The organism is Corynebacterium sp. p3-SID1056 (assembly GCF_025152525.1).
GTDB lineage: Bacteria > Actinomycetota > Actinomycetes > Mycobacteriales > Mycobacteriaceae > Corynebacterium.
Genome location: NZ_JALXXL010000005.1, coordinates 77,775 through 99,178, shown reverse-complemented (window position 1 = coordinate 99,178; position 21,404 = coordinate 77,775). Strand labels below are relative to the sequence as shown.

The following is a 21,404-nucleotide window of genomic DNA, read 5'->3' as shown; positions in this document are numbered from 1 at the left end:
GTAGCTCTCGCGGGCCAGCATCAGTAGTCAACTTTCTACGGCTGCGCGTCAAGGCTACGGGCTAGTCACCCGTTCGTGAACGCCGTCAGGGTGCGGAAGCCCTTGATGTGTTTCGCATGCGTTGATGCGCGGCGTGAGGAGCCCTTTTCGTGGTCGAACCATCACGGTTCACGCGATTTACCCAGGGTGGAGCCTCGTCGGCTGTGCGTCCCACGCGCGCAAGTCGGAAGGCGCGCACCACCTTTGGCGTTGTCGCGTGCACAACAACCCTGTCCCTGGCGGCACCCCTGATCAGCCCCGCTGCAGTCGGTGCTCCCGCGTCGATGACGGAACTTGTTGCAAACATTTCGCAGGCGCAGTCCAACATCGATCGACTCAACCTCAACATCGGCGATTTGCAAGAACAGGTGAACCGCGCGCTGGTTGACCTCCAGGACTCACGCGCACGAGCCGAGCAGGCACGACGCGGTGCAGAAGAAGCGAAAAAACGCCTCGCGGCCTCTGAGGAAGCCGTTGTCGAAGCGCGCAAGGCGTTGGACGAAGTTACTCGTTCTCAGTATCGCGGTGCTGGTCAATCCAATAACCTTGACTTCGCCTTGAGTGGGGACGATCAAAAGGACGTCCTCGATCGCTCCCTCTATCTGCGACAGCGCACCGAGGAACGCCGGGCAAAGCTCGAGGAGGTCGAGCGCGCCCGCGTGGAGGCCGCGAACGACGAAGCTACCCAGCGCGAGGCAAGCGAGCATGCCTCGGCCACCGCAGCTGAAGCGGAGGCAGCCGAGTCCGAAGTTCGCGCCCTGCTCGACTCGGCCACTACTGAGCTTGCTCAAGAGCAATCGCAGCGTGATGCCGCCCAGTCCGAGCTGGATGCCGCGCAGGCTGAGCTGGATCAGCAGCGCGCAGGCGAGGCAGTCAACGCTGAGACGGATATTCCCGCAGGCGACCAAGCTGTGGCGGCCACCAATGACGAGGAAAGTGGCGCGAACGGCGAGACCGCGGCACCGGCTGAGAACCAGCCAGCTCATCCGGTCGCTCCCGAACAGCAGGTCACTGCCGATGATGTACCCGAAGATGTCGTCGTCCGTGTCGAGCAGCACGCTGCCGAGATCGACCCCGCAGTTGCTTCGTTGAGCTCCGAGACCGTGGCGCAGGCACTTACCACTGCAGCAAACGCCAACGGCGAGTCGCTCCAGACCGCCCCCGCCGACGATCCCGCTGAAGGTGCGACCGAGGCCGGCAATGCCACTGGGATGTCGAGTAACCTCGATATCTCCGAAGAGACGATCGCGGCGGCGGCAAGCATTGTGGCCGCTGCGGCCATGGTCGGATCGAGCCAGGCCGACCACACGAGTCTAGACAACCCTTATGGCGGGTCGAGCAACAGTGAAATCATCGCCGCCTTTGCTGGCGGGCTGAGCAACGCGCTTGGCGGCGAAGCAGCAGAGGTGAACCCGACTTCTGACAGCTACGCCAGCCCGGAGGTCAGCGATTCCCTCGCGTCCTTGCTGCCTGAGGTCGGCACTGCTGCTTCGGTCTCGGATGAGGTCTCCGGCGCGGTTTCCACGACCAGCTCCGGCTCTATCGAAACTGTGATCTCGCGCGCCCAAGCCATGATTGGCACGCCGTATGTATGGGGTGGCGGCGACGCAAACGGTCCGACGACTGGCGTCGATGGCGGTAGCGTTTCCGGGTTCGACTGCTCCGGCCTGGTGCTGTACGCCTTCGCGGGCGTGGGTATCTCGCTGCCGCACTACACAGGCTACCAGTACCAGCGCGGTACGCAGGTCCCGGCGAGCGAAGCCAAGCGCGGCGACCTGCTCTTCTGGGGCCCTGGTGGCAACCAGCACGTCGCTATTTACCTTGGAGACGGCACGATGATCGAGGCGCCGCAGGCTGGCCAGAACGTGCAAATTGCTCCTGTCCGCTATTCCGGTATGGCGCCAATGGCGGTGCGACTCCTCTAGGGGCTCGCGCTTCATGCCACCGCGCTCATTTACGATTGGTGGCATGAAGCTTGATGACTACGATGCACTCCTCGTCCTTTCTTTCGGTGGCCCCGAGGGAGAGGACGAGGTCCTTCCATTTCTGGAGAACGTGACTCGCGGCCGCGGCATCCCGAAAGAGCGGCTCGCGAAGGTGGGCGAGCACTACTACCACTTCGGTGGCGTGAGCCCGATTAACCAGCAAAACCGCACGCTGATTTCCAACATTGAGGCGGAGCTTCAACTGCGCGAGATCGAGCTCCCGGTATATTTCGGCAACCGCAACTGGCACCCGCTTGCTGAGGACACCGCGAAACAGTTGGCGGCCGACGGCAAACACAACGTCTTGGTGTTTGCCACGAGCGCCTGGGGCGGTTATTCCGCCTGCCGACAGTACGACGAGGACATTGTGCGCATGCGCGAAGTTGCGCCAGACGTGACCTTTACCAAGCTTTGGCAGTTCTTTGGTCACGAGCGTTTCATCGACCAAGTCGCCGCTCGCTTGAAGGAGGCAGTCGAGCGTGCAACAGATACGGCTTTCCGCGTCCTCTTTACCGCGCACAGCGTTCCTGACGCGGCAGACGTGGCCTCGGGTGGGCCGGACGATGCGCACTTGTACTCGCGGCAAGTCGCGGAGGCAGCACGGCTCGTGGCTAAGCGGGCGGGCGTCGACGACTATGAGGTCGTCTGGCAGTCGCGCTCAGGCAATCCCGCGACTCCGTGGCTTGAACCGGACGTGGTCGATCGCGCACAAGAGCTCGCCGAAGACGGCATGGAACACCTCATTTGCGTGCCGATCGGGTTTCTCACCGACCACATGGAGGTCGTGTGGGACCTCGATACCGAGCTCAAGCAGGCCTGCGAAGCGCAAGGCGTGAGCCTTGACCGGGTTGCCACTGTGGGGTTGACGCGCGAGTTCGCCGCGCTGGTGGTCGATCTCGCCGAGGCAGTCGCGCGGCGAGAGGTGCCCCCGAGCTTATCGACGGTCACCGTCCAGGGATGCACCGAAAATGGCGCCCCGTGCCGCACCGGTTGCTGCGCACCGCAGCAGCAGCCAACTCGCGCAGGCCGTGCATAGGCACCCAGGGCCGAGACGCTACGCGCTGCCCATGTATTCGCGCTGGTAGTCGACGACTGCGTCAGCGACGCCCGCCATGCGCGCGGTGCGGATATGGCGCCACAGCGCGAACAGCTGGGGATCAAAGGAGTGGTCGTTGAGCCGATCCGTCACCGTCTCGATGATTGCTGCCACCCGATCGGCGCGGGCGAAGAGTTTCGCGGCCCGTGGGGTCACGCCCGCAGGCAGGCCGGGTGTGTCGTAGAAGTCGGCGAGCGTGCCGACAGTGAGGCGGGGGTTGGGGAGGTCGTGGGCAGTGGGCCCCGCGGCGTCGATAAGCAGTGCAGCCTGATTCGTTGCCTGCGCAAGCAGCGCGTCGGCCTCGCCGGGGCTGAGCCAGGCGGGCTCGGGAAGCCGCCGTTCCTCTTCGAACCAACGCCATTGCACTGTGCCATCGGTGCCATCGGTGCCATCGGTGCCATCGGTGTATCGAGGGACGAGGATGTGGGAGATTCCATGGCCGCGCACGACGATTGCGCCGGCGGGCGTCAGTGCCTCCATCGCGGGGCTGCCTGCAATAAGCCCCGGTGCCTGGCCTGGCCCCCACATAATCAGCCGTACGGCCGGGCCCGGTGTCTCGAGATCGGCGGCTTGTCGGATATCCCTCAGCAGGGGCAAAAGCGGGCCGCCAAGGTAGGAGTGGGTGCCCCCGAGATCGCGCAGGGCGTCGAGCGTTTCGTCAGTGGACTCTACGTTGTAGAGCCAGGCAGCGAGCCACACGGCAGTATTTTGCAGGGGAGAATATACTTCGGCGCGCGTTTGCATTCGACGTATCCTAGCAGGGTGTTTAGGGCGAGTGAAACGAGGAATACCTGACGGATACACTTGCAACACTATGAGCTTTGATGACCGCTACGGAGGAGACATATTTCGCGGCCACGCGCGGAAAAAGCGTCCGGTGTACCCGGAGATGCCGGCGGAACCAGGCATCATCGTGGAGATCGTAGGCAACGACTTCGTAGGGGCCGTGGTTGGATTTGAACGCACCTACGATGGAGACTTTGTCCGCCTCGAAGATCGTTACGGGACGCAGCGGCTGTTCAAGATGCTGCCGGGTGCCTTTCTCGTCGAGGGCAAGCGCGTCACTTTAACGCGGTATATTCCGCCGAAAGATGAGGGACCCAAACGTTCGAACTCCGGCTCCCGGAAAGTGGAAAACGTGCGGGCCAAAGTGGCGATGCCGAGCCGAATTTGGGTTGAGGGCATCCATGACGCAGCGATTGTAGAAAAGGTGTGGGGTCACGATCTGCGCGTCGAGGGAGTAGTGGTCGAGTACCTCGAGGGGCTGGACAACCTGCCGGAGCGGCTTGCCGAATTCCAGCCCGGTCCGGGGCGACGAATCGGCGTGCTCGCGGACCACCTGATCGAGGGGACGAAGGAATCACGCCTGGTGGAGCACGTCGGCGAGCATGTGCTGGTGACCGGGCACCCCTACATTGATATCTGGGCTGCGGTGAAACCGGAGAAACTACGCATTCCGGCGTGGCCGGACGTGCCTTACGGTGAAGACTGGAAAACAGGAGTGTGCAAGCGCTTGGGGTGGTCGGATCCGAAAGAGGGCTGGCACCGGGTGTACTCGGCGGTAGAGACATTCCGGGATCTCGATTCCACCCTGATCGGGGCTGTGGAACGGTTGGTCGACTTCGTGACGAACCCCGATCTGACAAAGCAAGACTTACTACCTTAGGTACCCTAGGGCGCGTGGGTACTTTAGTTTGGTTTGTCGCAGCAGCTGTCCTCGCGCTCCTCGAGCTCGCGGTAGGGGAGTTCACCCTGCTGATGCTCGCAGCGGGCGCACTGACCACTGCTGGAGTCGCGCTCGTCGGAGTGCCGCTGTGGGCGGAAATCGCCACGTTTGTGGCCTCATCGGCGGCGTTTTGGCTCTTTTTGCGGCCGTACCTGAACAAGCGTTTCCGCCAACCGCAGGTCTACGATGACTCGCCCCGCGCGCTGGTTGGCCAGCGGGTGACGGTGATCGAGGAAATCGGGCCGCATGGTGGACAGGTGCGGATGGATGGTTCCATCTGGTCAGCAAGGTGCCTCGACCCTGCCGAGCGTATTGCCGCCGGCGACATTGTGACAGTGACGGATATCGACGGCCCTGTCGCGGTCGTCTGGAAGGAACACTAAATGGGCGCAACCATTGTTTTGGTCGTCATTATCGCCCTCGTGGCGGCCTTACTTTTCGCCTCCGTGAAACTGATTCCCCAGGGGGAAGCCGCCGTGATTGAGCGGCTGGGGCGATACACCCGCACGGTTTCCGGAGGTTTGACCTTACTCATCCCGTACATCGACTCGGTGCGTGCGCGAGTGGATACCCGCGAGCGCGTCGTGTCTTTCCCACCGCAGGCGGTGATCACGCAGGACAACCTCACCGTGGCAATTGACACGGTGGTGACGTTCCAGATCAATGATCCGGCGAAGGCCATTTACGGGGTGGACAACTACCTCGTCGGTGTGGAACAGATCTCTACGGCAACGTTGCGCGACGTCGTTGGCGGGATGACGCTGGAGGAGACGCTGACCTCTCGTGAAACTATCAACCGGCGGCTGCGCGGCGAGCTGGACGCCGCGACCGGCAAGTGGGGCCTGCGGATTAGCCGTGTTGAGCTCAAGGCGATCGATCCGCCGCCGAGCATCCAACAGTCGATGGAGATGCAGATGAAGGCAGACCGTGAGAAGCGCGCGATGATTCTCACGGCGGAAGGTAAGCGCGAGTCCGACATCAAGACCGCCGAGGGCGAGAAGCAGGCTCGCATCCTGTCTGCAGAGGGCGAAAAACATGCCGCGATCTTGAGCGCGGAAGCGGAACGCCAGGCCATGATTTTGCGCGCCGAAGGTGAGCGCGCCGCGAAGTACCTCGCTGCGCAGGGCGAGGCCCGCGCAATCCAGAAAGTGAACGCCGCGGTGAAGTCCTCGGGCGTGACTCCGGAACTTCTGGCGTACCAGTACCTGGAGAAGCTGCCACAGATCGCAGACAACGAGGCGGCGACGATGTGGATGATCCCCTCCCAGTTCGGCGACTCGCTGCAGCAATTTGCGCAAGCCTTTGCCGGCAAGGGCGAAGACGGCGTGTTCCGCTACGAGCCCGCGCGTGTCGACGAGGCGACCAAGGAAATGGCGGAGACGGAAGACACGGACTCATGGTTCGACACGTCCACGGATCCGGAGCTGGCCAAGGCGCTCGCTGAGGCCCGTGCGGTTGCCAACAAGCACGTCGACGACCCGGACCCGACGCAAGAAGGCGCGGGTGCAGCCGGTGCTGCGAGCGGCACCAGCCTCGCTGGCACCCAGCCGCCGCAGGCAACGCAGCCCCGTGAGATCGCCGCGCCGGAGCAGTCCTCGTCCGCCTACTCTCCGTATCCCGCGCAGGACAGCGCTATGCGTCCGGATCAGGCTGGACAGGAGCAGAAGGCACCGAAGCCTGAGTAATCAGGTTGAGCGCAAGCTTCCACCCGGCCTGCTCGGCCTGCCAACCGGCCGCCTGGAGCCGCTGGCTCATCGCCTGCTTGGAAATGCCGAGTTCGGCCGCCGCTTCGTTTTGATTGAGGCCACTTCGCACAAGCGAGGTGGCCTCGCGGCCTTCCATGGTGCGCTTATGCAGCACGTGCCCGACGAGCGCGAAGGCGGCCGCAATATCGGTAGCAGACGTGCCGGGATCGGGCGTATCTACGATGACGCTGACTTTCGCGGGACGTGTGCCCACCGCTTCAGTCGCTGCGAAGACGGCGCGCCCATGGCCGGTAATGCCGAGGCCGATCGCCCAGCTTCCGTCGGAAAGCAGTGCCATCACCAGATTGAGCGCAGCTTCGGGCGAGTCCACGTCCGCCCGAATATCCTCGACGCCGCACACTTCGAACTCACCGACGCCGGGGAGCGTGGATAGCGCCTCAGCCGAGCGCTGCACGAGTTGTGCGCGGTTTTTCTCCCTACCTCTGTACTTCGCGTGGACGGCAATCATAGTGCTCACTGTACGCCCGGTCTGGGTTCAGGCCTTTACTTCTTGGGGCATGCGGCGTGTCGGCAGCGTGGCGTCGAGAAGCAGGCCCCCGACGCCGAAGACCCCCAGAGCCACAAGCGCGGCGACGGCCCAGGGGTTGGCCTGGCCAGTGAGCGTGTCGCCAAAGATCACCCCGAGCGCCGTGGTCGGGGCGGAGCCGAAAAACGTGGCAATGGCAAAGGGGAGGACGCGCACCCGAGTCAGCGCCGCGGCGTAATTCATGATGGAAAAGGGCACGCCGGCGATCATGCGGAGACTTGCCACCGCGAGCCACCCGCGCTGCTCCAATCGCCGATTGATCCGCTCGACGGCGGGGTGCGTGAGCCGCGGAGCGATCCAATCGCGCAAGAGGCCGCGCACAAGGCACAAGGAAAGCACCGCGGCAGCGGTCGTCGCTGTGAGCGACAGGGCAATGCCGGCCCACGTGCCAAAGAGGATGCCGGCCGACAGCGTCATGACGGTGCGGGGGATTGGAAACTGCGTGAGCAGGACGTAGAAGAGCCAAAACACGACGGGAAACCAGGCGCCGGTGGACTCAGACCAGGCGCGGAGCGTAGCGAGCGTTGGCACATCCAGCCACCACCAGGCAGCAATGAACAGCACTGCGGCAAGAACGACCGCAGCGATGCGCTGCGGTGTCGCGGTCGCTGCAGCGCGGCGGGGGGCCTTGCTTGCCGACGCCCGCGGGGCAGTATGTTCCGCAGACTCCATAGCTGTACGTCTCCTTGGCGAAAAGAAAAACCGGCTTCCGAGAAGGAAGCCGGTGACTGTGCCCGAGGGGGGACTTGAACCCCCACGTCCGTTAATAGGACACTAGCACCTCAAGCTAGCGCGTCTGCCATTCCGCCACCCGGGCCAGGTGTTGTTGTGTTTTCAGCCTCTCGGCTGGGCACTTGCACTACTATAGGGCGATACTCATCAAGAGTACAAATCGCCAGCGCAATAGGCTTTTTCTGGGCGCAAGAACGGCGCAAATTGTCCATCCATCACACCGCTGTAATTTGCCCGCGGTGAGAGGACCGTGAGATATGATCCTTGTGCGCAAAAACATGGCGGGATTCACATCTTTTGAGGTACAAATGGGAACCATGACTGCTTCGTATGTATCTGACCGTTTCCCTGGCCCCGACCCGTACGCCCCGCTGAAGGACGTCCCGTCGTTCCCGCTTCAGTCTGCAGACTTTACTGAAGGGGAGAAGCTCCCGGTTTCGCTGACCGGAGACGATGCCACCTCGCCGCAGCTGTCCTGGTCTGACTTGCCAGAAGGGACCAAGTCGCTCGCCATTACCTGTTTTGACCCGGATGCTCCGACAGGTTCCGGTTTCTGGCACTGGGCCGCGTTCAACATCCCTGTCTCGGTGACTTCTTTGGCAAGCGGCGACGCGGCGAAGGACGACCTCGGTGTGGGCGCTACCCAGTTGGTCGGTGACGCTGGCGTGGCCGGCTTCTATGGTGCAAACCCGCCGGCCGGGCACGGGCCGCACCGCTACTTGTTCGCGGTGCATGCGGTAGACGTCGAGGAGCTTCCTGCAGCGGAGATTGCCAACCCGACCCAGCTTGGATTCAACCTTTACTTCCACTCGCTGGGCCGCGCCGTCGCGTGGGGCTGGTACGAGAACAACTAGCGCGTTTTACACCTATGGTCCCAATTCAGCTTCGCGCAGGTGGCGCATTTGTCACGCTCGCCGCTGCGCTGTTCTTGTTTACCGTGTTGACAGTTTTGCGCGGCGAGGAGCTTTTCGCCATGACGTTGCAGACTGTCACCGTGCTCATCGCCGCCGTGCTCATCGGTGCCTTCGCGACCGTCAGCACCTCGCAGGAGGGCTCACGCACACAGGTCGCTGCGCTGCTCGTTGCGTTGGTGCTCATCGGCCTGGGCGTCGCGCTACCGACGTACACGCTGTTCTACACACAGGCATATTGGCCCGCGCTGTGGGGCGTTGGTGCACTCATATGCGCAGTCGTACTGCGGCGCACCACGCCGCAGCCACGCCGTTAACTACCCTGTGAAAGGCAGCCCGCAGCCCACGGCCTCAGAAATATCCTGCAACCCGTGGGCTTTGATCTGCTCGGCAACGCCGGTGTGGATCCGGCGGATCCAGGCCGGCCCGCCGTAGATAAAGCCTGTGTAGCCCTGCAGTAGGCTCGCACCTGCAGCAATGCGTTCCCACGCCTGCTCCGGTGTGCTGATTCCGCCAACACTGACCAGGGTGAGCGCATCGCCCACACGCGCGTGCAGCCGACGCAGCACCTCAAGCGAGCGATCATTGAGCGGGGCACCTGAAATGCCCCCGGCGCCCATCGCTTGGACGTCTTCGGCAGGAGTGGTAAGTCCGTCGCGCGAAATCGTGGTGTTGGTCGCCACGATCCCGGCCAAACCGAGCTCGACCGCCAAATCGGCAACAGCGTCGATGTCCTCGTCGGACAAGTCAGGGGCGATCTTCACCAGCACCGGGGTGTCGGTGGATTCGGTGACTACTTGGAGGATCGGGCGGAGCTCTTCCACTGCCTGCAGGTCGCGCAGCCCAGGCGTATTGGGGGAGGAGACGTTGACCACCACGTAGTCGGCCAACGGGCCAAGCACGGTTGCCCCGGCGCGGTAGTCGGCGACTGCATCCTCCGCGGTCTTGTTCTTGCCAATGTTGATTCCCACGATGTCGGCGGACTTGCGCGCATCGAGGTTGGTCGCGGCAGCGAGTGCGCCGTGGTTGTTAAAGCCCATGCGGTTCAAGATCGCCTTGTCGGCCGGCAGCCGGAACAGGCGCGGTGCCGGGTTGCCAGGTTGTGCCTTCGGTGTGACGGTGCCGACCTCCGCGTACCCGAACCCGAGTGCGCCCCAAGCGTCGAGCGAGTCAGCGTTCTTATCAAACCCGGCGGCCAGGCCGAGCGGCGCCGGGAACTCGACGCCGAAGCAAACCTGTTTGAGCACCGGGTCGTGGACGCGCACGACCTTCTCGGCGAGCCGGTTGACCGGGCCGAGCGCGTGGAGGATGCGAAGCCCGCCGTTGATGATGCCGTGGATGCGCTCCGGCGGCAGGAGAAACATTGCTTTCAGGGCGGCAGCGTATGCCGCGTCGTAGAGGTGGGCGGCCTTGCTCGAGGGGTGTGGCTGTGCGGTCACGTCAAATACTTCCTATGCGTCGCCGGGGGTTTCTTGGGGTGATTGCGTTGCGGAGGCGGTTGCGGGCGGCAGCTCGTCAAGCTCGCGGTCTGCCGGTGCGACGATTTGGAGGCCTTCGCCGGTGGCGGAGGCGATGAGCAGCGTGGCGTCGTCAAGCGCGACGATGCTCTGCGCGTCGGCAACGGTTGCGAGCTCGCCGCGCTTGAGCGGCACGCCGCGGGAGATGTCGTATCCGGTGGCGGTGTTGGTGGCGGTAGAGGTGATCCACGCGAGCTGGGCGCTCTCGTCCCAGGTGACGTCCCACGGGCCCTCCGGCACCGGGGCCATCTGGTGGAGACGGATGATGTCGTCGGTGGTGTAGACCAAAAGCTGACTGCCTGTGGCGTCGGCCGCAAGCACCAGTCCCTCGGAGCCGCCGGCGACCTTGCCCACGCCACGGCCGACGCGCAGCGTGCCTCCTTGGCGTCCGGCGCCCCAGTCGATGTCCTGGATCGTCGTATCGAAACGGTTCACACGTACGACGCTGTCCGCCTGGCCGTCGACAGGCACCGCCTGCAGCTGGTCTGTTTCGCGGGCGACGGAGAAGGTGTCGGCGAGCTCGCCGTCGCGGTAGAGCCACACCTTGCGCTCACTGTCGCTGCCCGCGAGTACATCCCCGCCTGTGGTCACTGTCGCCGCGGTGACAGGTTCCTCTACCTGGAGGGTTTCCGTTCGCGCGGGGTCATCTGCGCGCACGAGCATGATCGTGTCTCCGCAGCCGAGGGCGAACGCACCGCTGCTCGCGGACACGTCCCCGCAGGTGTCGGCGAGGTCATGCGCGTGCGCGGTGCCTTCGCGGAGCTGATCCACGGTGCCCACATGCAGCTGGGTGGCGGTGCGCACGGCGATAACGCCGTCGGTGGTGTCGAGGTCCTCGATCGCGTCAAAGGGGAGGACGGAGCCAGCCGGATCGGCGGAGGCGGGGGAGGGAGCGGGCGTAGCGTTGCCCATCTGCTCTGGCAGGTCATCACCGGGCACTTCCGGGCCGCATCCGCTCACTACGGTCGCGGCCACCAGCAGGCAGGTGGCAGCACGAAATCTTGAGTGTTTCACAACCCCTAACCCTAGCAACCTGCTGCGCCTGCCTTAAGCTGCGCGTGTTGCGAGGGATTGGCAAAGCCGGGGTAGGGTTTCTTGCCATGACTGATCCCACCCAACTCACCGAGTCCATGACCTGGATGCAGGTCATTGTCTTGTCGATCGTGCAGGGGCTCACCGAGTTCCTGCCTGTTTCCTCTTCAGGGCACCTGCGCATCGTTTCCGAGCTGTTTTGGGGCAAGGACGCCGGTGCCAGCTTTACCGCCGTGGTCCAGCTCGGCACTGAGCTTGCGGTGCTTGTGTACTTTGCCAAGGACATCTGGCGCTACCTGTCGGGTTGGTTTATCGGCCTCGCCAACAAAGATAGGCGCGACTTTGATTACCGCATGGGCTGGATGGTGATCGTCGGCACCATTCCGGTCGCGGTCATGGGCGTGCTGTTTAAAGACCTGATCCGCGAGAATTTGCGCAACCTGTGGATCACCGCCGCCGTGCTGATCCTGTTTTCCCTCGTCTTCATCCTCGCCGAGCGCAAGGGCACGAAGGCTCGCGGCTTTGAGGAGCTCACCATGAAGGACGCCATTGTCATGGGCCTGTGGCAGTGCCTCGCGCTCATCCCCGGTGTCTCCCGCTCCGGCGGCACGGTCTCCGGTGGTCTCTTTCTCAACCTGGATCGCGAAGTGGCCACCCGCTTCAGCTTCCTGCTCGCCATCCCTGCCGTGCTCGCCTCGGGGCTCTTTTCGCTTCCCGACGCCTTCGACCCCCAAGCTGGTCAGGCAGCCTCCGGCGTGCAACTGCTCGTCGGCTCGGGCGTCGCCTTCGTGTTGGGCTACATCTCGATCGCCTGGTTGCTGAAGTTTGTGTCCAACCACTCCTTCGCCTGGTTCGCGGCCTACCGCATCCCACTCGGCATTATCGTCATGGCGCTTTTGGCCGCAGGCGTTATTCAGCCGGTCTAGCTGCCCGAAAGGCAGCGCGCTACGCGGTGCAGCTGCCGGCCCTCAACATGGGTTAGGGTGGTGTCCATGCAATCTTGGCCTTACCCGAAAGTGAAGCACGTTGCCGGTTTCCCCCGGCCGCTGGAGTTGTACGACACCGCAGACCAGAAGGTGCGCCCGGTCAACGTCGCGCCGGACGCGCGAGGCGAGGTCGGCATCTACGTCTGCGGTATCACTCCGTACGACTCCACTCACTTGGGTCACGCCTCGACCTATCTCACTTTCGACCTGATCCAGCGTCAGCTGCTCGCCAACGGGCACAAGGTGCACTACGTGCAAAACGTCACTGATGTGGATGACCCGCTGTTCGAACGCGCAGCACGGGATGGCGTCGACTGGCGTGAACTGGGGCGTAGCCAGATCAACCTGTTCCGCAGCGACATGGAGACCCTCTCGGTCATCCCGCCACGCGAGTTTGTCGGCGCAATGGAAGCGATCGATGAAATCGCGGCGATGGTGCAAAAGCTTCTCGACGTCGGCGCGGCCTACCGGCTCGACCAGGGCGATATCTACGCATCCATCTCGGCTACCGAGCAGTTCGGCTACGAGTCGAACCTGGACCGGGAAACCATGGAGGCATTCTTCGCGGAGCGTGGCGGCGACCCGGAACGCGAGGGCAAGCGCGACACGCTCGACGCGCTGGTCTGGCGCGGACCCCGTGAAGGCGAACCCGCCTGGCAGACCCCGCTGGGCCCGGGCCGTCCCGGCTGGCACGTGGAGTGCTCCGCCATCGCCACCAACCGCCTCGGTACCTCGTTTGCTATCCAGGGCGGCGGTTCGGACCTGGCGTTCCCACACCACGAGTTTTCCGCCGCACACGCTGAGGCTGCCCTTGGCACGCCGCGTATGGCGGGCCACTACGTGCATTCCGGCATGATTGCCCTCAACGGGGTGAAGATGTCGAAGTCGCTGGGCAACCTCGTCTTCGTGCACAAGCTGACCGAGCAGGGGCACAGCGCGGCCGCAATTCGCCTCGCGGTCTTTGCCGGACACTACCGGGCAGACCGGGACTTCACCTACCGTGGTCTCGAGGCCGCCGAGCAACGCTTGACGCGGTGGCGTGACCGGCTGAGCAATGAGGTGTCAGAGGCCGAGGCACTGGCCAACATTAACGAGCTGCGCGCCGCGCTGGCCGACGATCTGGATACCCCTCGTGCCCTGCGCCTGATTGACCTTGCCCGCGGCGACCACGATGGGTTGTTCGCCGACGCGATCGATGGCCTGCTCGGGGTGCGCGTTTTCGCCTAGTCGTCAACAATAGAATCCATGACACCGACACCTGCTTCTTCCGTCCGCGCCAGCTTGCAAGCGGACGTCGACGAGTTCATCGATGACCTGCGTACCTTTGCTACCGGTTCCTACCTCAACGACAGCGATAAAGAGCTGTGGGAGCAGCCCTTCGACCCGGCGGCACTTCCCGAGCTCAAGAAACTGATCGAGATGTTCCTCGACGCGGTTGACCTCGTGGAACCGGCCCCGGACGCCACGCGGCTCAACGCGCTGGTGGTCCCTTTCTACGACAATCTCGAGGCGTTTAACGCGCAGCACGAGTACGCAATCCTTGAGCCCGAGGAAAAAGCCGAACTGGAGGATTTGGTGCGCCGCGCGGCGATTGCCATCGGGGCGGAAGACGAAGCAGTAGGGGAGCTGCCGGAATTTGAGTAAGCCGGAACTGCCTGCCGCAATCTTCTGGGACATGGACGGCACGCTGATCAACACCGAGCCGGTGTGGGCGGAGACCACCTTCGAGCTCTCCGAAAAACTCGGGCGGCGGCTGACTCCAGAGGAGCGAAAGAAGACCGAGGGCGCGAGCTTCCACGAGTCCTTAGGTATCTGTGCGCGATGGGCACGCTACGAACTCGCCCCTGGCGAGGAAGACGTCCTGCGTGATTGGATGTACTCGCGGATGGCAGAGAAACTCGCCCACGGCATCGAGCTCACGCCTGGCATCCGCCCACTTTTGCGCGAGCTACACGCGGCTGGTGTGCCAATGTTTGTCACCACGAATACGGAACGGCGACTGGCGGATCGCTGTATCGACGCGATTGGGCGGGAGTTTTTCACCGACTCCATTACCGGTGATGAAGTCGCGGTGCCGAAGCCGGCACCGGATATGTACCTCGAGGCCGCTCGGCGCGCCGGCGCACGACCCGCCGCTTGCCTTGTCGCGGAGGATTCGTTCGCGGGCATGACAGCAGCGTCCACCGCGGGTTGCCGCGTGCTCGGTCTGGCACAGGAAGTGCCGGCTGCGGTGTACAAGTTTGATCCGGCGCGCTTTGTCGGGGCGACTGTCGAAAACGTTTCTGCCTGGTTTGCCGCGGCGGCGCGCCCACTGGGCTAAGGTTTGAAGGCGTGAAAACTTTCGATGCACTCTTTGCTGAGCTAACCCAAAAAGCCGCCGAACGCCCCGCGGGCTCCGGCACCGTCGAAGCGTTGGACAAGGGGGAGCACTTCATCGGCAAGAAGATCATCGAGGAGGCCGGCGAAGTCTGGCTCGCGTCCGAGTACCAGTCTGACGCCGAGCTCGCCGAAGAGATGAGTCAGCTGATGTACTGGACCCAGGTCATGATGCTTAAGCGCGGCCTGACCCCGGAAGATATCTACAAGTACCTCTAGGAAGTGGCAGTGATGGACCAACCCCTGATCAAAATGGCTGTGCCCAACAAGGGCTCGCTGTCCGAGAAGGCACTGCAGGTACTCAAAGAGGCAGGCTATAAGGGCCGGGGGCTGAACAAGGCCCTCAACATTGTGGACGAGCCGAACGGGGTCGAGTTTTTCTTCCTCCGCCCCAAGGACATCGCGATTTACGTCGCCCAGGGGCACCTTGACCTCGGCATTACTGGCCGCGACCTGGCTGCGGATTCCCGCGCCAGCGTCGATGAAGTCATGGAGCTCGGCTTCGGTGCTTCCACCTTCCGCTTCGCCGCACCGCAGGGTGAGTCGTGGGAAGTCAAGGATCTTGACGGCAAGCGTATCGCCACGTCCTACCCGCATTTGGTTGAGGACTACCTGGGCGAGCGCGGTATCACTCCGGGGCAGGTCATTCGTCTCGACGGCGCGGTCGAGATCTCCATCAAACTCGGCGTCGCCGACGTGATCGCGGACGTGGTCTCGACCGGAGCCACGTTGCGCCAGCAGGGGCTTGCGCCATTCGGCGAGCCCATCATCGCTAGTGAGGCAGTGGTGGTCAAGCGCAAGGACATGGCGCTTAGCGACGCGCACGTGAAGGTACTCAAGCGTATCGAGGGCATCCTCAACGCACAGAACTACCTCATGATCGATTACAACGTGTCACGCGATGCACTGGACAAGGTGCTCGCGCTTACCCCGGGCATCACCGGCCCGACGGTCTCCCCGCTGTCGCGCGACAACTGGGTCGCGGTGCGCGCGATGGTCCCGCGCGCGGAGGCCAACCAGGTCATGGACACGCTCACAGATTTGGGCGCCGAGGGCACCATTGCCACGGAGCTACGTATCGCGCGGCTGTAACTCGAGCTAGGAGGCGGCCCAAAGCGGCGTCGAAAAGCGCGATCGGCGCGTCCACCCCCAAAACCGGGGAAGCAGACGGCGGGTGCGCGTTGCTTGGTATTTTGGGCGGTATGAGCACTCGAAAAGAAGAAGACCTGCTAGGCACCCTCGACGTCCCGGCCGACGTGTACTACGGCATCCACACGCTGCGCGCGGTCGACAACTTCAAGATCTCCCGCGAAACCATCAACGATTTCCCGGACTTTGTCCGGGGCATGGTGCAGGTGAAGAAGGCGGCGGCACTGGCAAACCGCCGGCTCCACGCGCTGCCAAAGGCCAAGGCGGAAGCGATCATCTGGGCGTGTGACCAGGTCCTGGACGAAGGTCGCTGCATGGACCAGTTCCCGATTGACGCCTTCCAGGGTGGCGCGGGTACCTCCCTGAACATGAACACCAACGAGGTCGTCGCCAACCTCGCCCTCGAGCACCTGGGCAAGGAGAAGGGCGACTACGACGAGATTAACCCGAACGACGATGTGAACATGTCGCAGTCGACCAACGACGCGTACCCGACTGGGCTGCGACTCGGCCTCTACCACGCAGTGCAGGACCTCATCAATGAGTTCGACCAGCTGCAGCAGGCGTTCCGCGCGAAGGGCGACGAGTTCGCCGACATCATCAAGATGGGCCGCACCCAGCTCCAAGACGCAGTGCCGATGACGCTGGGGGAGGAGTTCACCGCCTTCGGCGAGAACTTGGGCGAGGAAAACCGCACGCTGGTCAACGCGGCGGACTCCCTGCTGGAGGTCAACCTCGGTGCCACCGCCATCGGTACCGGCATTAACACGCCGAAGGGCTACCGGGATCAGGTCGTGGCCGCGCTGCGCGAAGTCACGGGGCTGGAGATCCAGGCTTCGCCGAACCTGATTGAGGCAACGTCGGATACCGGCGGCTACGTCATGATGCACGGCGCGATTAAGCGCGCTGCGATGAAGATGTCCAAGATCAGCAACGACCTGCGTCTGCTCTCCTCCGGTCCGCGCGCGGGCCTCAATGAGATCAATCTGCCGGAGCGCCAGGCTGGCTCGTCGATCATGCCGGCGAAGGTCAACCCGGTCATCCCCGAGGTTGTCAACCAGGCCTGCTTCAAGGTCTTTGGCAATGACTTGACGGTCTCCATGGCCGCCGAGGCCGGGCAGTTGCAGCTCAACGTGATGGAGCCGGTGATTGCACAGTCGCTGTTTAACTCCATTTCGCTGCTGGCCAACGCCGCTCGCACCTTGCGCGAGAAGTGTGTCACCGGAATCACGGCGAACAAGGAGGTCTGCGAGGCCTACGTGCAGAACTCCATTGGCATCATCACCTACCTCAACCCGGTCATCGGTCACCACAACGGCGACCTGATCGGCAAGGAGGCGGCCGCAACAGGTCGCGGTGTGCGCGAGCTTGTCCTGGAGAAGGGGCTGCTCACCGAGGAGGAACTGGACTCGGCGCTGAGCAAGGAAAACCTCATGCACCCGGAGTACCGGGGCAAGCTGTACGTCGACGAGGACTAGGTCGGGTCTCAGTCGGGTCTCAGCCGGGTCTCACCGGGCTCACCCCCGCGACGCGCCCGCACGCCGAATCCCGCGCACTCAAATGAGGGTGCCTGGGAGGCGGCGTGCGGGCGTAATATATTTCACGGCCGGGCAAATTGCTTTGATAGCATCATCGGAGCGATAATAGACACATACCCTATACACCTCGAATACGCAGTAAAAATGGGAGTCGAGCTGTGTCTTTGCTATTGCTAGTACACCTCATAATTTTGTTCGGCGCCATCGTGCTTGGTGCACGGATGGGCTCAATCGCTATCGGTTTTGCAGGCGGCCTCGGCGTGCTGCTGCTCGGCGCAACCGGGGTGAGCGTCACCGCCGAGGACATCCCCTTTGATGTCATCGGCATCATCATGTGTGTCATCGCGGCGATTTCCGCGATGCAGCTCGCCGGCGGCATGGACTACCTCGTGTACTTGGCCGAGAAGTTCTTGCGCTCCAACCCCAAGCGCGTCACGCTCTACGCGCCGATCGTCACCTGGCTGATGACGGTACTCGCAGGTACGGGGCACACCGCGTTTTCCACCCTCCCGGTGATTGTCGAGGTGGCTAAGGAAGGCAAGGTCCGCCCCTCGCGCCCGCTGTCGGTGGCCGTGATCGCCTCCCAGATGGCTATCGTCGCCTCGCCGATCTCTGCTGCAGTCGTCTTCATGGCCGCCCTGCTTGAGCCGCATGGGGTGGGCTACCTCCAGTTGCTTGGCGTGATGCTGCCGGCGACGTTCCTCGCCATTTTCCCGACCGCGTGGTTGTCCAACCGGCTCGGGCGCGACCTGGAAGATGACCCCGTGTACCAGCAGCGGCTTGCCGACGGCCTGGTGTCCAGCTCGCACACTTCTGCCGGTTTTACCCCCAAGCCAGGGGCAAAAACTTCGGTGGGCATTTTCCTCGGCGCGATCCTTGTCGTCATGGTTTACGCGACCCTGATCTCCGAACAGATCGGCCTGATTCCCAACCCGACGGTGCCCCGCAACGAAGCCATCATGGCAATTATGCTCTCGGCCGCTGCCGTCATCTGCTGGGTGACCAAGAGCAAGTCCGCGGAGGTGCTCACCACGCAGGTCTTCCGCTCCGGTATGTCCGCGAGCGTGTGTGTGCTCGGTGTCGCCTGGCTCGGCACGACCTTCATCAACCACTACATCGAGGACATCCAGGGGATTGCTGGCGATGTGCTGCAGGCACAGCCCTGGCTCCTGGCGGTCGTGCTCTTCTTCGCAGCCTGCCTGCTCTACTCCCAGGCGGCCACGGCGAAGGCGCTCATGCCCGCGGCGATGGCGATTGGCGTCAGCCCGCTGACCGCGGTGGCTGCCTTCCCGGCGGTCTCGGCGCTGTTCGTCTTGCCGACCTACCCGACGCTGCTCGCGGCAGTGGAGATGGACGATACCGGTTCTACCCGAATCGGCAAGTACGTCTTTGACCACCCGTTTATTCTCCCGGGTATTGCGTGCATCACCATCTCCATCCTGCTGGGATACGGCATCGGCGCCGTCGTAATCTAGCGCTGCGCCGCACGCGTCTGCGGTAATGTGGGGGACATGTCTGAGACTGCAGCTGCACATACAACCCCGAAAACTGACGTCGATATCGCCCAGGCCCACACGCTCGAGCTGATCGCGGACATTGCCGCGAAGGCCGGCGTGGACCAGGACGCACTGATCCCGTACGGCGCGCACATGGCCAAGGTCGACGTATCGCGCAACCCGGGGAAGGCCGACGCGAAGCTGGTTTTGGTCACCGGCGTTTCGCCAACGCCCGCCGGGGAGGGCAAGTCTACGGTCCTGATCGGACTGACCGATGCGCTCGCCCAGCTCGGCCACAACGCCATGGTGGCGCTGCGCGAGCCTTCGCTCGGACCGGTGATGGGTATCAAGGGCGGCGCGGCAGGCGGTGGCTACTCCCAGGTGGTGCCGATGGAGGATATCAACCTGCACTTTACGGGAGATTTCCACGCGATTACCTCCGCTAACAACACCTTGGCCGCGATGATTGACAACCACATCCACCAGGGCAACGAGCTGGGGATCGACCCGCGGCGTGTGACGTGGCAGCGCTGCCTCGACGTCAACGACCGCAGCCTGCGCAACGTCGTGACGGGCCTCGGCGGGCCAACCAACGGCGTGCCGGCGCAGACGGGCTTTACTATCACGGCCGCATCCGAAATTATGGCCATCCTCGGTCTGGCGACTGACCTCGCAGACCTCAAGGAGCGCCTGGCAAAGATCACCATCGGGTTGACCTACGACCAAGAACCGGTCACCGCCGGGCAACTCGGCGCCGAGGGTGCGATGGCCGCGCTGCTCAAGCAAGCCATCAACCCGAACCTGGTGCAAACCCTCGGTGGCACCCCGGCGTTCATCCACGGCGGCCCCTTCGCCAACATCGCCCACGGCTGCAACACGCTACTTGCTACCCGCACGGCGATGCAGTACGCGGACATCGTGCTCACCGAGGCCGGCTTCGGCTCCGATTTGGGCGCGGAAAAGTTCTTCGACATCAAGGCCCGCTACGGCGAGCTCGACGTCGCTGGTGCCGTCGTGGTGGCCACTGTTCGCTCTATCAAGTACAACGCGGGTATCGCGCGCGAGGACCTGGAGCAGGAGAACCTCGAGGCGTTGGAGCAGGGAATCAGCAACCTTGCCCGGCACGTGGAAAACATCCGCAAGTTTGGCGTGACCCCGGTCGTCGCGCTGAACCGCTTTACCTCCGACACTGACGCGGAGCTTGCATGGGTGCGTAACTGGGCCGAGCGCACCGGCGTGGCCATCGCCGAAGCAGACGTCTGGGCCCAGGGCGGGCAGGGCGCCACGGAGCTTGCGACCACGCTTCTGGACAACCTCTCCGAGGGCACCTCGACCCAGCTCTACGACCCGGCAGACGGCATTGAAGCCTCCATCGAGACCATCGCACGCGAAATCTACCGCGCCGACGACGTGCAGTATTCCGTCAACGCGCAGCGGGACCTGAAGACGCTGAAGGAGAACGGCTTCGACACCCTGCCGGTGTGCATCTCCAAGACGCAGTATTCCTTCTCGGACGAGCCCTCGCGCCTCGGTGCCCCGAGCGGTCACACGCTGCACGTGCGCAAGCTCATCCCGCGCACCGGTGCGGGCTTCATTGTGGCGCTGACCGGTGATGTCATGACGATGCCGGGCCTGCCGAAGAAGCCCGCTGCCAACACCATCGACGTCGCCGAGGACGGCCACATCACCGGGCTGTTCTAGCGCACTGTGTCCGCTGCGGAGCCCGGCCAGCCCGGGTACTCCGGCGGCGTGCCACCGAATTCGGGGCACAGCTTCTGGAAGGCGCACCAGCCGCAGAGCTTCGACTTCTTCGGCCGGAAGTGTCCTTCCTTGCCGTCTGCTTCAATCTTTGCCCACAACTCGCCGAGGTCTCGCTCGAAGTATTCCAGTTCCTCGCGAGAAGGCGCGAGGAACATCGAGTCCATCACCTTCAAATACATCAGCCGTAGCTGGGTGGGGATGGTCTCGAACAGTCGCCAGTACACCAGCGCGTAGAAACGCATCTGGAATTGCGCGTCCTGCGAGTAGCGGGGCAGCGGCTTCTTGCCGGTTTTATAGTCCACCACGCGCACCTCTCCGGTCGGCGCGATGTCTACTCTGTCGATGAATCCGCGCACCGGCACGCCGTTGGGCAGCACGGTATTGACGTACATCTCCTGTTCGTGGGCGTCGAAACCAAGCGGGTTTTCCATGTGAAAGTAGCCGCGCAAGAGCTCGCGCGCGTCGCGGAAGAGCGCCATCTCGTCGTCAATGGGCTCCGCGCAGCTGGGATCCTTTTCGCACAGCGCGGCCCAGGCCGGCTTGATACGTTTCACGGCAGCTGGGAAGGTGCGTGCCTCGCGCGGCCAGCTGAACATGTCCTCCAAGACCGCGTGCACGAGTGTGCCCTTTACTTGCGCTTCCGTGGTCGGTTCGGGAATCTTGTCGATGGTGCGCAGCCGGTACTTCAGCGGGCAGCTTTGGTAATCGGAGGCGCGGGACGGTGAAAGTGCTAGCGGTCGTGGTGTCATGGTGCCCCACATCTTAGAG

At 63.5% G+C, this 21,404-nt stretch carries 22 protein-coding genes and 1 tRNA gene; 16 read left to right on the top strand and 7 right to left on the bottom strand.

The window, feature by feature from the left end; translation table 11 throughout:
* Nucleotides 1–203 precede the first annotated feature (203 nt).
* Together M3G14_RS05980 and M3G14_RS05975 are read left to right on the top strand one after the other, a co-directional pair.
* The gene (locus M3G14_RS05980) at nt 204–1,964 is read left to right on the top strand and encodes a DIP1281 family NlpC/P60 protein (RefSeq protein ID WP_259925459.1); all 1,761 of its coding nucleotides are present in this window, start codon (nt 204–206) and stop codon (nt 1,962–1,964) included.
* Nucleotides 1,965–2,007: 43 nt separating this feature from the next.
* Nucleotides 2,008–3,060, top strand: a complete 1,053-nt coding sequence (locus M3G14_RS05975; protein WP_259925458.1) for a ferrochelatase — start codon at nt 2,008–2,010, stop codon at nt 3,058–3,060.
* A gap of 18 nt (nt 3,061–3,078) precedes the next feature.
* Here the strand turns inward: M3G14_RS05975 and M3G14_RS05970 are convergent, their stop codons facing one another.
* Nucleotides 3,079–3,864 (bottom strand): hypothetical protein, encoded by a 786-nt coding sequence (locus M3G14_RS05970; protein WP_259925457.1) that lies wholly within the window; start codon nt 3,862–3,864, stop codon nt 3,079–3,081.
* 70 nt (nt 3,865–3,934) lie between these two features.
* Between M3G14_RS05970 and M3G14_RS05965 the strand changes: the two genes are divergently transcribed.
* Genes M3G14_RS05965 through M3G14_RS05955 form a run of 3 tightly spaced genes read left to right on the top strand, consistent with a single transcriptional unit; the run spans nt 3,935 to nt 6,531 of the window.
* Nucleotides 3,935–4,786 (top strand): DUF3097 domain-containing protein, encoded by an 852-nt coding sequence (locus tag M3G14_RS05965; protein WP_259925455.1) that lies wholly within the window; start codon nt 3,935–3,937, stop codon nt 4,784–4,786.
* Nucleotides 4,787–4,800: 14 nt separating this feature from the next.
* Nucleotides 4,801–5,229: an NfeD family protein gene (locus M3G14_RS05960; protein WP_259925454.1), complete on the top strand. Its 429-nt coding sequence runs from the start codon at nt 4,801–4,803 to the stop codon at nt 5,227–5,229.
* Nucleotides 5,230–6,531, top strand: coding sequence for an SPFH domain-containing protein (locus M3G14_RS05955; RefSeq protein ID WP_259925453.1), 1,302 nt, complete (start codon nt 5,230–5,232; stop codon nt 6,529–6,531). It abuts the gene before it with no gap.
* Here the strand turns inward: M3G14_RS05955 and M3G14_RS05950 are convergent.
* The 3 genes from M3G14_RS05950 to M3G14_RS05940 form a co-directional block, all read right to left on the bottom strand.
* A complete protein-coding gene (locus tag M3G14_RS05950; protein WP_259925601.1) occupies nt 6,479–7,060 on the bottom strand; it encodes a MarR family transcriptional regulator in 582 nt (193 codons plus the stop codon). The genes M3G14_RS05955 and M3G14_RS05950 overlap by 53 nt on opposite strands.
* Before the next feature lie 27 nt (nt 7,061–7,087).
* Nucleotides 7,088–7,810, bottom strand: coding sequence for a TVP38/TMEM64 family protein (locus M3G14_RS05945; protein ID WP_259925452.1), 723 nt, complete (start codon nt 7,808–7,810; stop codon nt 7,088–7,090).
* 59 nt (nt 7,811–7,869) lie between these two features.
* A tRNA-Leu gene (locus tag M3G14_RS05940) sits at nt 7,870–7,955 on the bottom strand.
* Nucleotides 7,956–8,187: 232 nt separating this feature from the next.
* Between M3G14_RS05940 and M3G14_RS05935 the strand changes: the two genes are divergently transcribed.
* The gene (locus tag M3G14_RS05935) at nt 8,188–8,724 is read left to right on the top strand and encodes a YbhB/YbcL family Raf kinase inhibitor-like protein (RefSeq protein ID WP_259925450.1); all 537 of its coding nucleotides are present in this window, start codon (nt 8,188–8,190) and stop codon (nt 8,722–8,724) included.
* A 14-nt stretch (nt 8,725–8,738) separates the two neighbouring features.
* Nucleotides 8,739–9,098, top strand: a complete 360-nt coding sequence (locus M3G14_RS05930) for a hypothetical protein (protein ID WP_259925449.1) — start codon at nt 8,739–8,741, stop codon at nt 9,096–9,098.
* Here M3G14_RS05930 and M3G14_RS05925 read toward each other — a convergent pair whose 3' ends face one another.
* On the bottom strand, nt 9,099–10,220 hold the full coding sequence (locus M3G14_RS05925) for a quinone-dependent dihydroorotate dehydrogenase (RefSeq protein ID WP_259925447.1): 1,122 nt from the start codon (nt 10,218–10,220) through the stop codon (nt 9,099–9,101). It abuts the gene before it with no gap.
* A 12-nt stretch (nt 10,221–10,232) separates the two neighbouring features.
* The gene (locus tag M3G14_RS05920; RefSeq protein WP_259925446.1) at nt 10,233–11,312 is read right to left on the bottom strand and encodes a hypothetical protein; all 1,080 of its coding nucleotides are present in this window, start codon (nt 11,310–11,312) and stop codon (nt 10,233–10,235) included.
* Between the two features lie 116 nt (nt 11,313–11,428).
* Between M3G14_RS05920 and M3G14_RS05915 the strand changes: the two genes are divergently transcribed.
* The 9 genes from M3G14_RS05915 (at nt 11,429) to M3G14_RS05875 (ending at nt 20,576) form a co-directional block, all read left to right on the top strand.
* On the top strand, nt 11,429–12,256 hold the full coding sequence (locus M3G14_RS05915; protein WP_396122200.1) for an undecaprenyl-diphosphate phosphatase: 828 nt from the start codon (nt 11,429–11,431) through the stop codon (nt 12,254–12,256).
* Nucleotides 12,257–12,322: 66 nt separating this feature from the next.
* Nucleotides 12,323–13,543, top strand: coding sequence for a cysteine--1-D-myo-inosityl 2-amino-2-deoxy-alpha-D-glucopyranoside ligase (gene mshC / locus M3G14_RS05910; protein WP_259925444.1), 1,221 nt, complete (start codon nt 12,323–12,325; stop codon nt 13,541–13,543).
* A gap of 18 nt (nt 13,544–13,561) precedes the next feature.
* Nucleotides 13,562–13,960, top strand: a complete 399-nt coding sequence (locus M3G14_RS05905; protein ID WP_259925441.1) for a hypothetical protein — start codon at nt 13,562–13,564, stop codon at nt 13,958–13,960.
* Entirely contained in the window at nt 13,953–14,636 is a 684-nt protein-coding gene (locus tag M3G14_RS05900) for an HAD family phosphatase (RefSeq protein WP_259925439.1), read from the top strand. Before M3G14_RS05905 ends, M3G14_RS05900 begins: the two co-directional genes overlap by 8 nt.
* An 11-nt stretch (nt 14,637–14,647) precedes the next feature.
* Entirely contained in the window at nt 14,648–14,911 is a 264-nt protein-coding gene (locus tag M3G14_RS05895; RefSeq protein WP_259925438.1) for a phosphoribosyl-ATP diphosphatase, read from the top strand.
* 24 nt (nt 14,912–14,935) lie between these two features.
* On the top strand, nt 14,936–15,784 hold the full coding sequence (hisG, locus tag M3G14_RS05890; protein ID WP_259925600.1) for an ATP phosphoribosyltransferase: 849 nt from the start codon (nt 14,936–14,938) through the stop codon (nt 15,782–15,784).
* A gap of 110 nt (nt 15,785–15,894) precedes the next feature.
* Nucleotides 15,895–17,319 (top strand): aspartate ammonia-lyase, encoded by a 1,425-nt coding sequence (aspA, locus tag M3G14_RS05885; protein ID WP_259925437.1) that lies wholly within the window; start codon nt 15,895–15,897, stop codon nt 17,317–17,319.
* Nucleotides 17,320–17,543: 224 nt separating this feature from the next.
* Nucleotides 17,544–18,854 (top strand): anaerobic C4-dicarboxylate transporter, encoded by a 1,311-nt coding sequence (locus M3G14_RS05880; RefSeq protein ID WP_259925599.1) that lies wholly within the window; start codon nt 17,544–17,546, stop codon nt 18,852–18,854.
* Nucleotides 18,855–18,890: 36 nt separating this feature from the next.
* Nucleotides 18,891–20,576, top strand: a complete 1,686-nt coding sequence (locus M3G14_RS05875; protein ID WP_259925436.1) for a formate--tetrahydrofolate ligase — start codon at nt 18,891–18,893, stop codon at nt 20,574–20,576.
* On the opposite strand, the gene M3G14_RS05870 is transcribed toward M3G14_RS05875, so the two are convergent.
* Entirely contained in the window at nt 20,573–21,385 is an 813-nt protein-coding gene (locus M3G14_RS05870) for a RecB family exonuclease (protein ID WP_396122198.1), read from the bottom strand. The genes M3G14_RS05875 and M3G14_RS05870 overlap by 4 nt on opposite strands.
* Nucleotides 21,386–21,404: the final 19 nt, after the last annotated feature.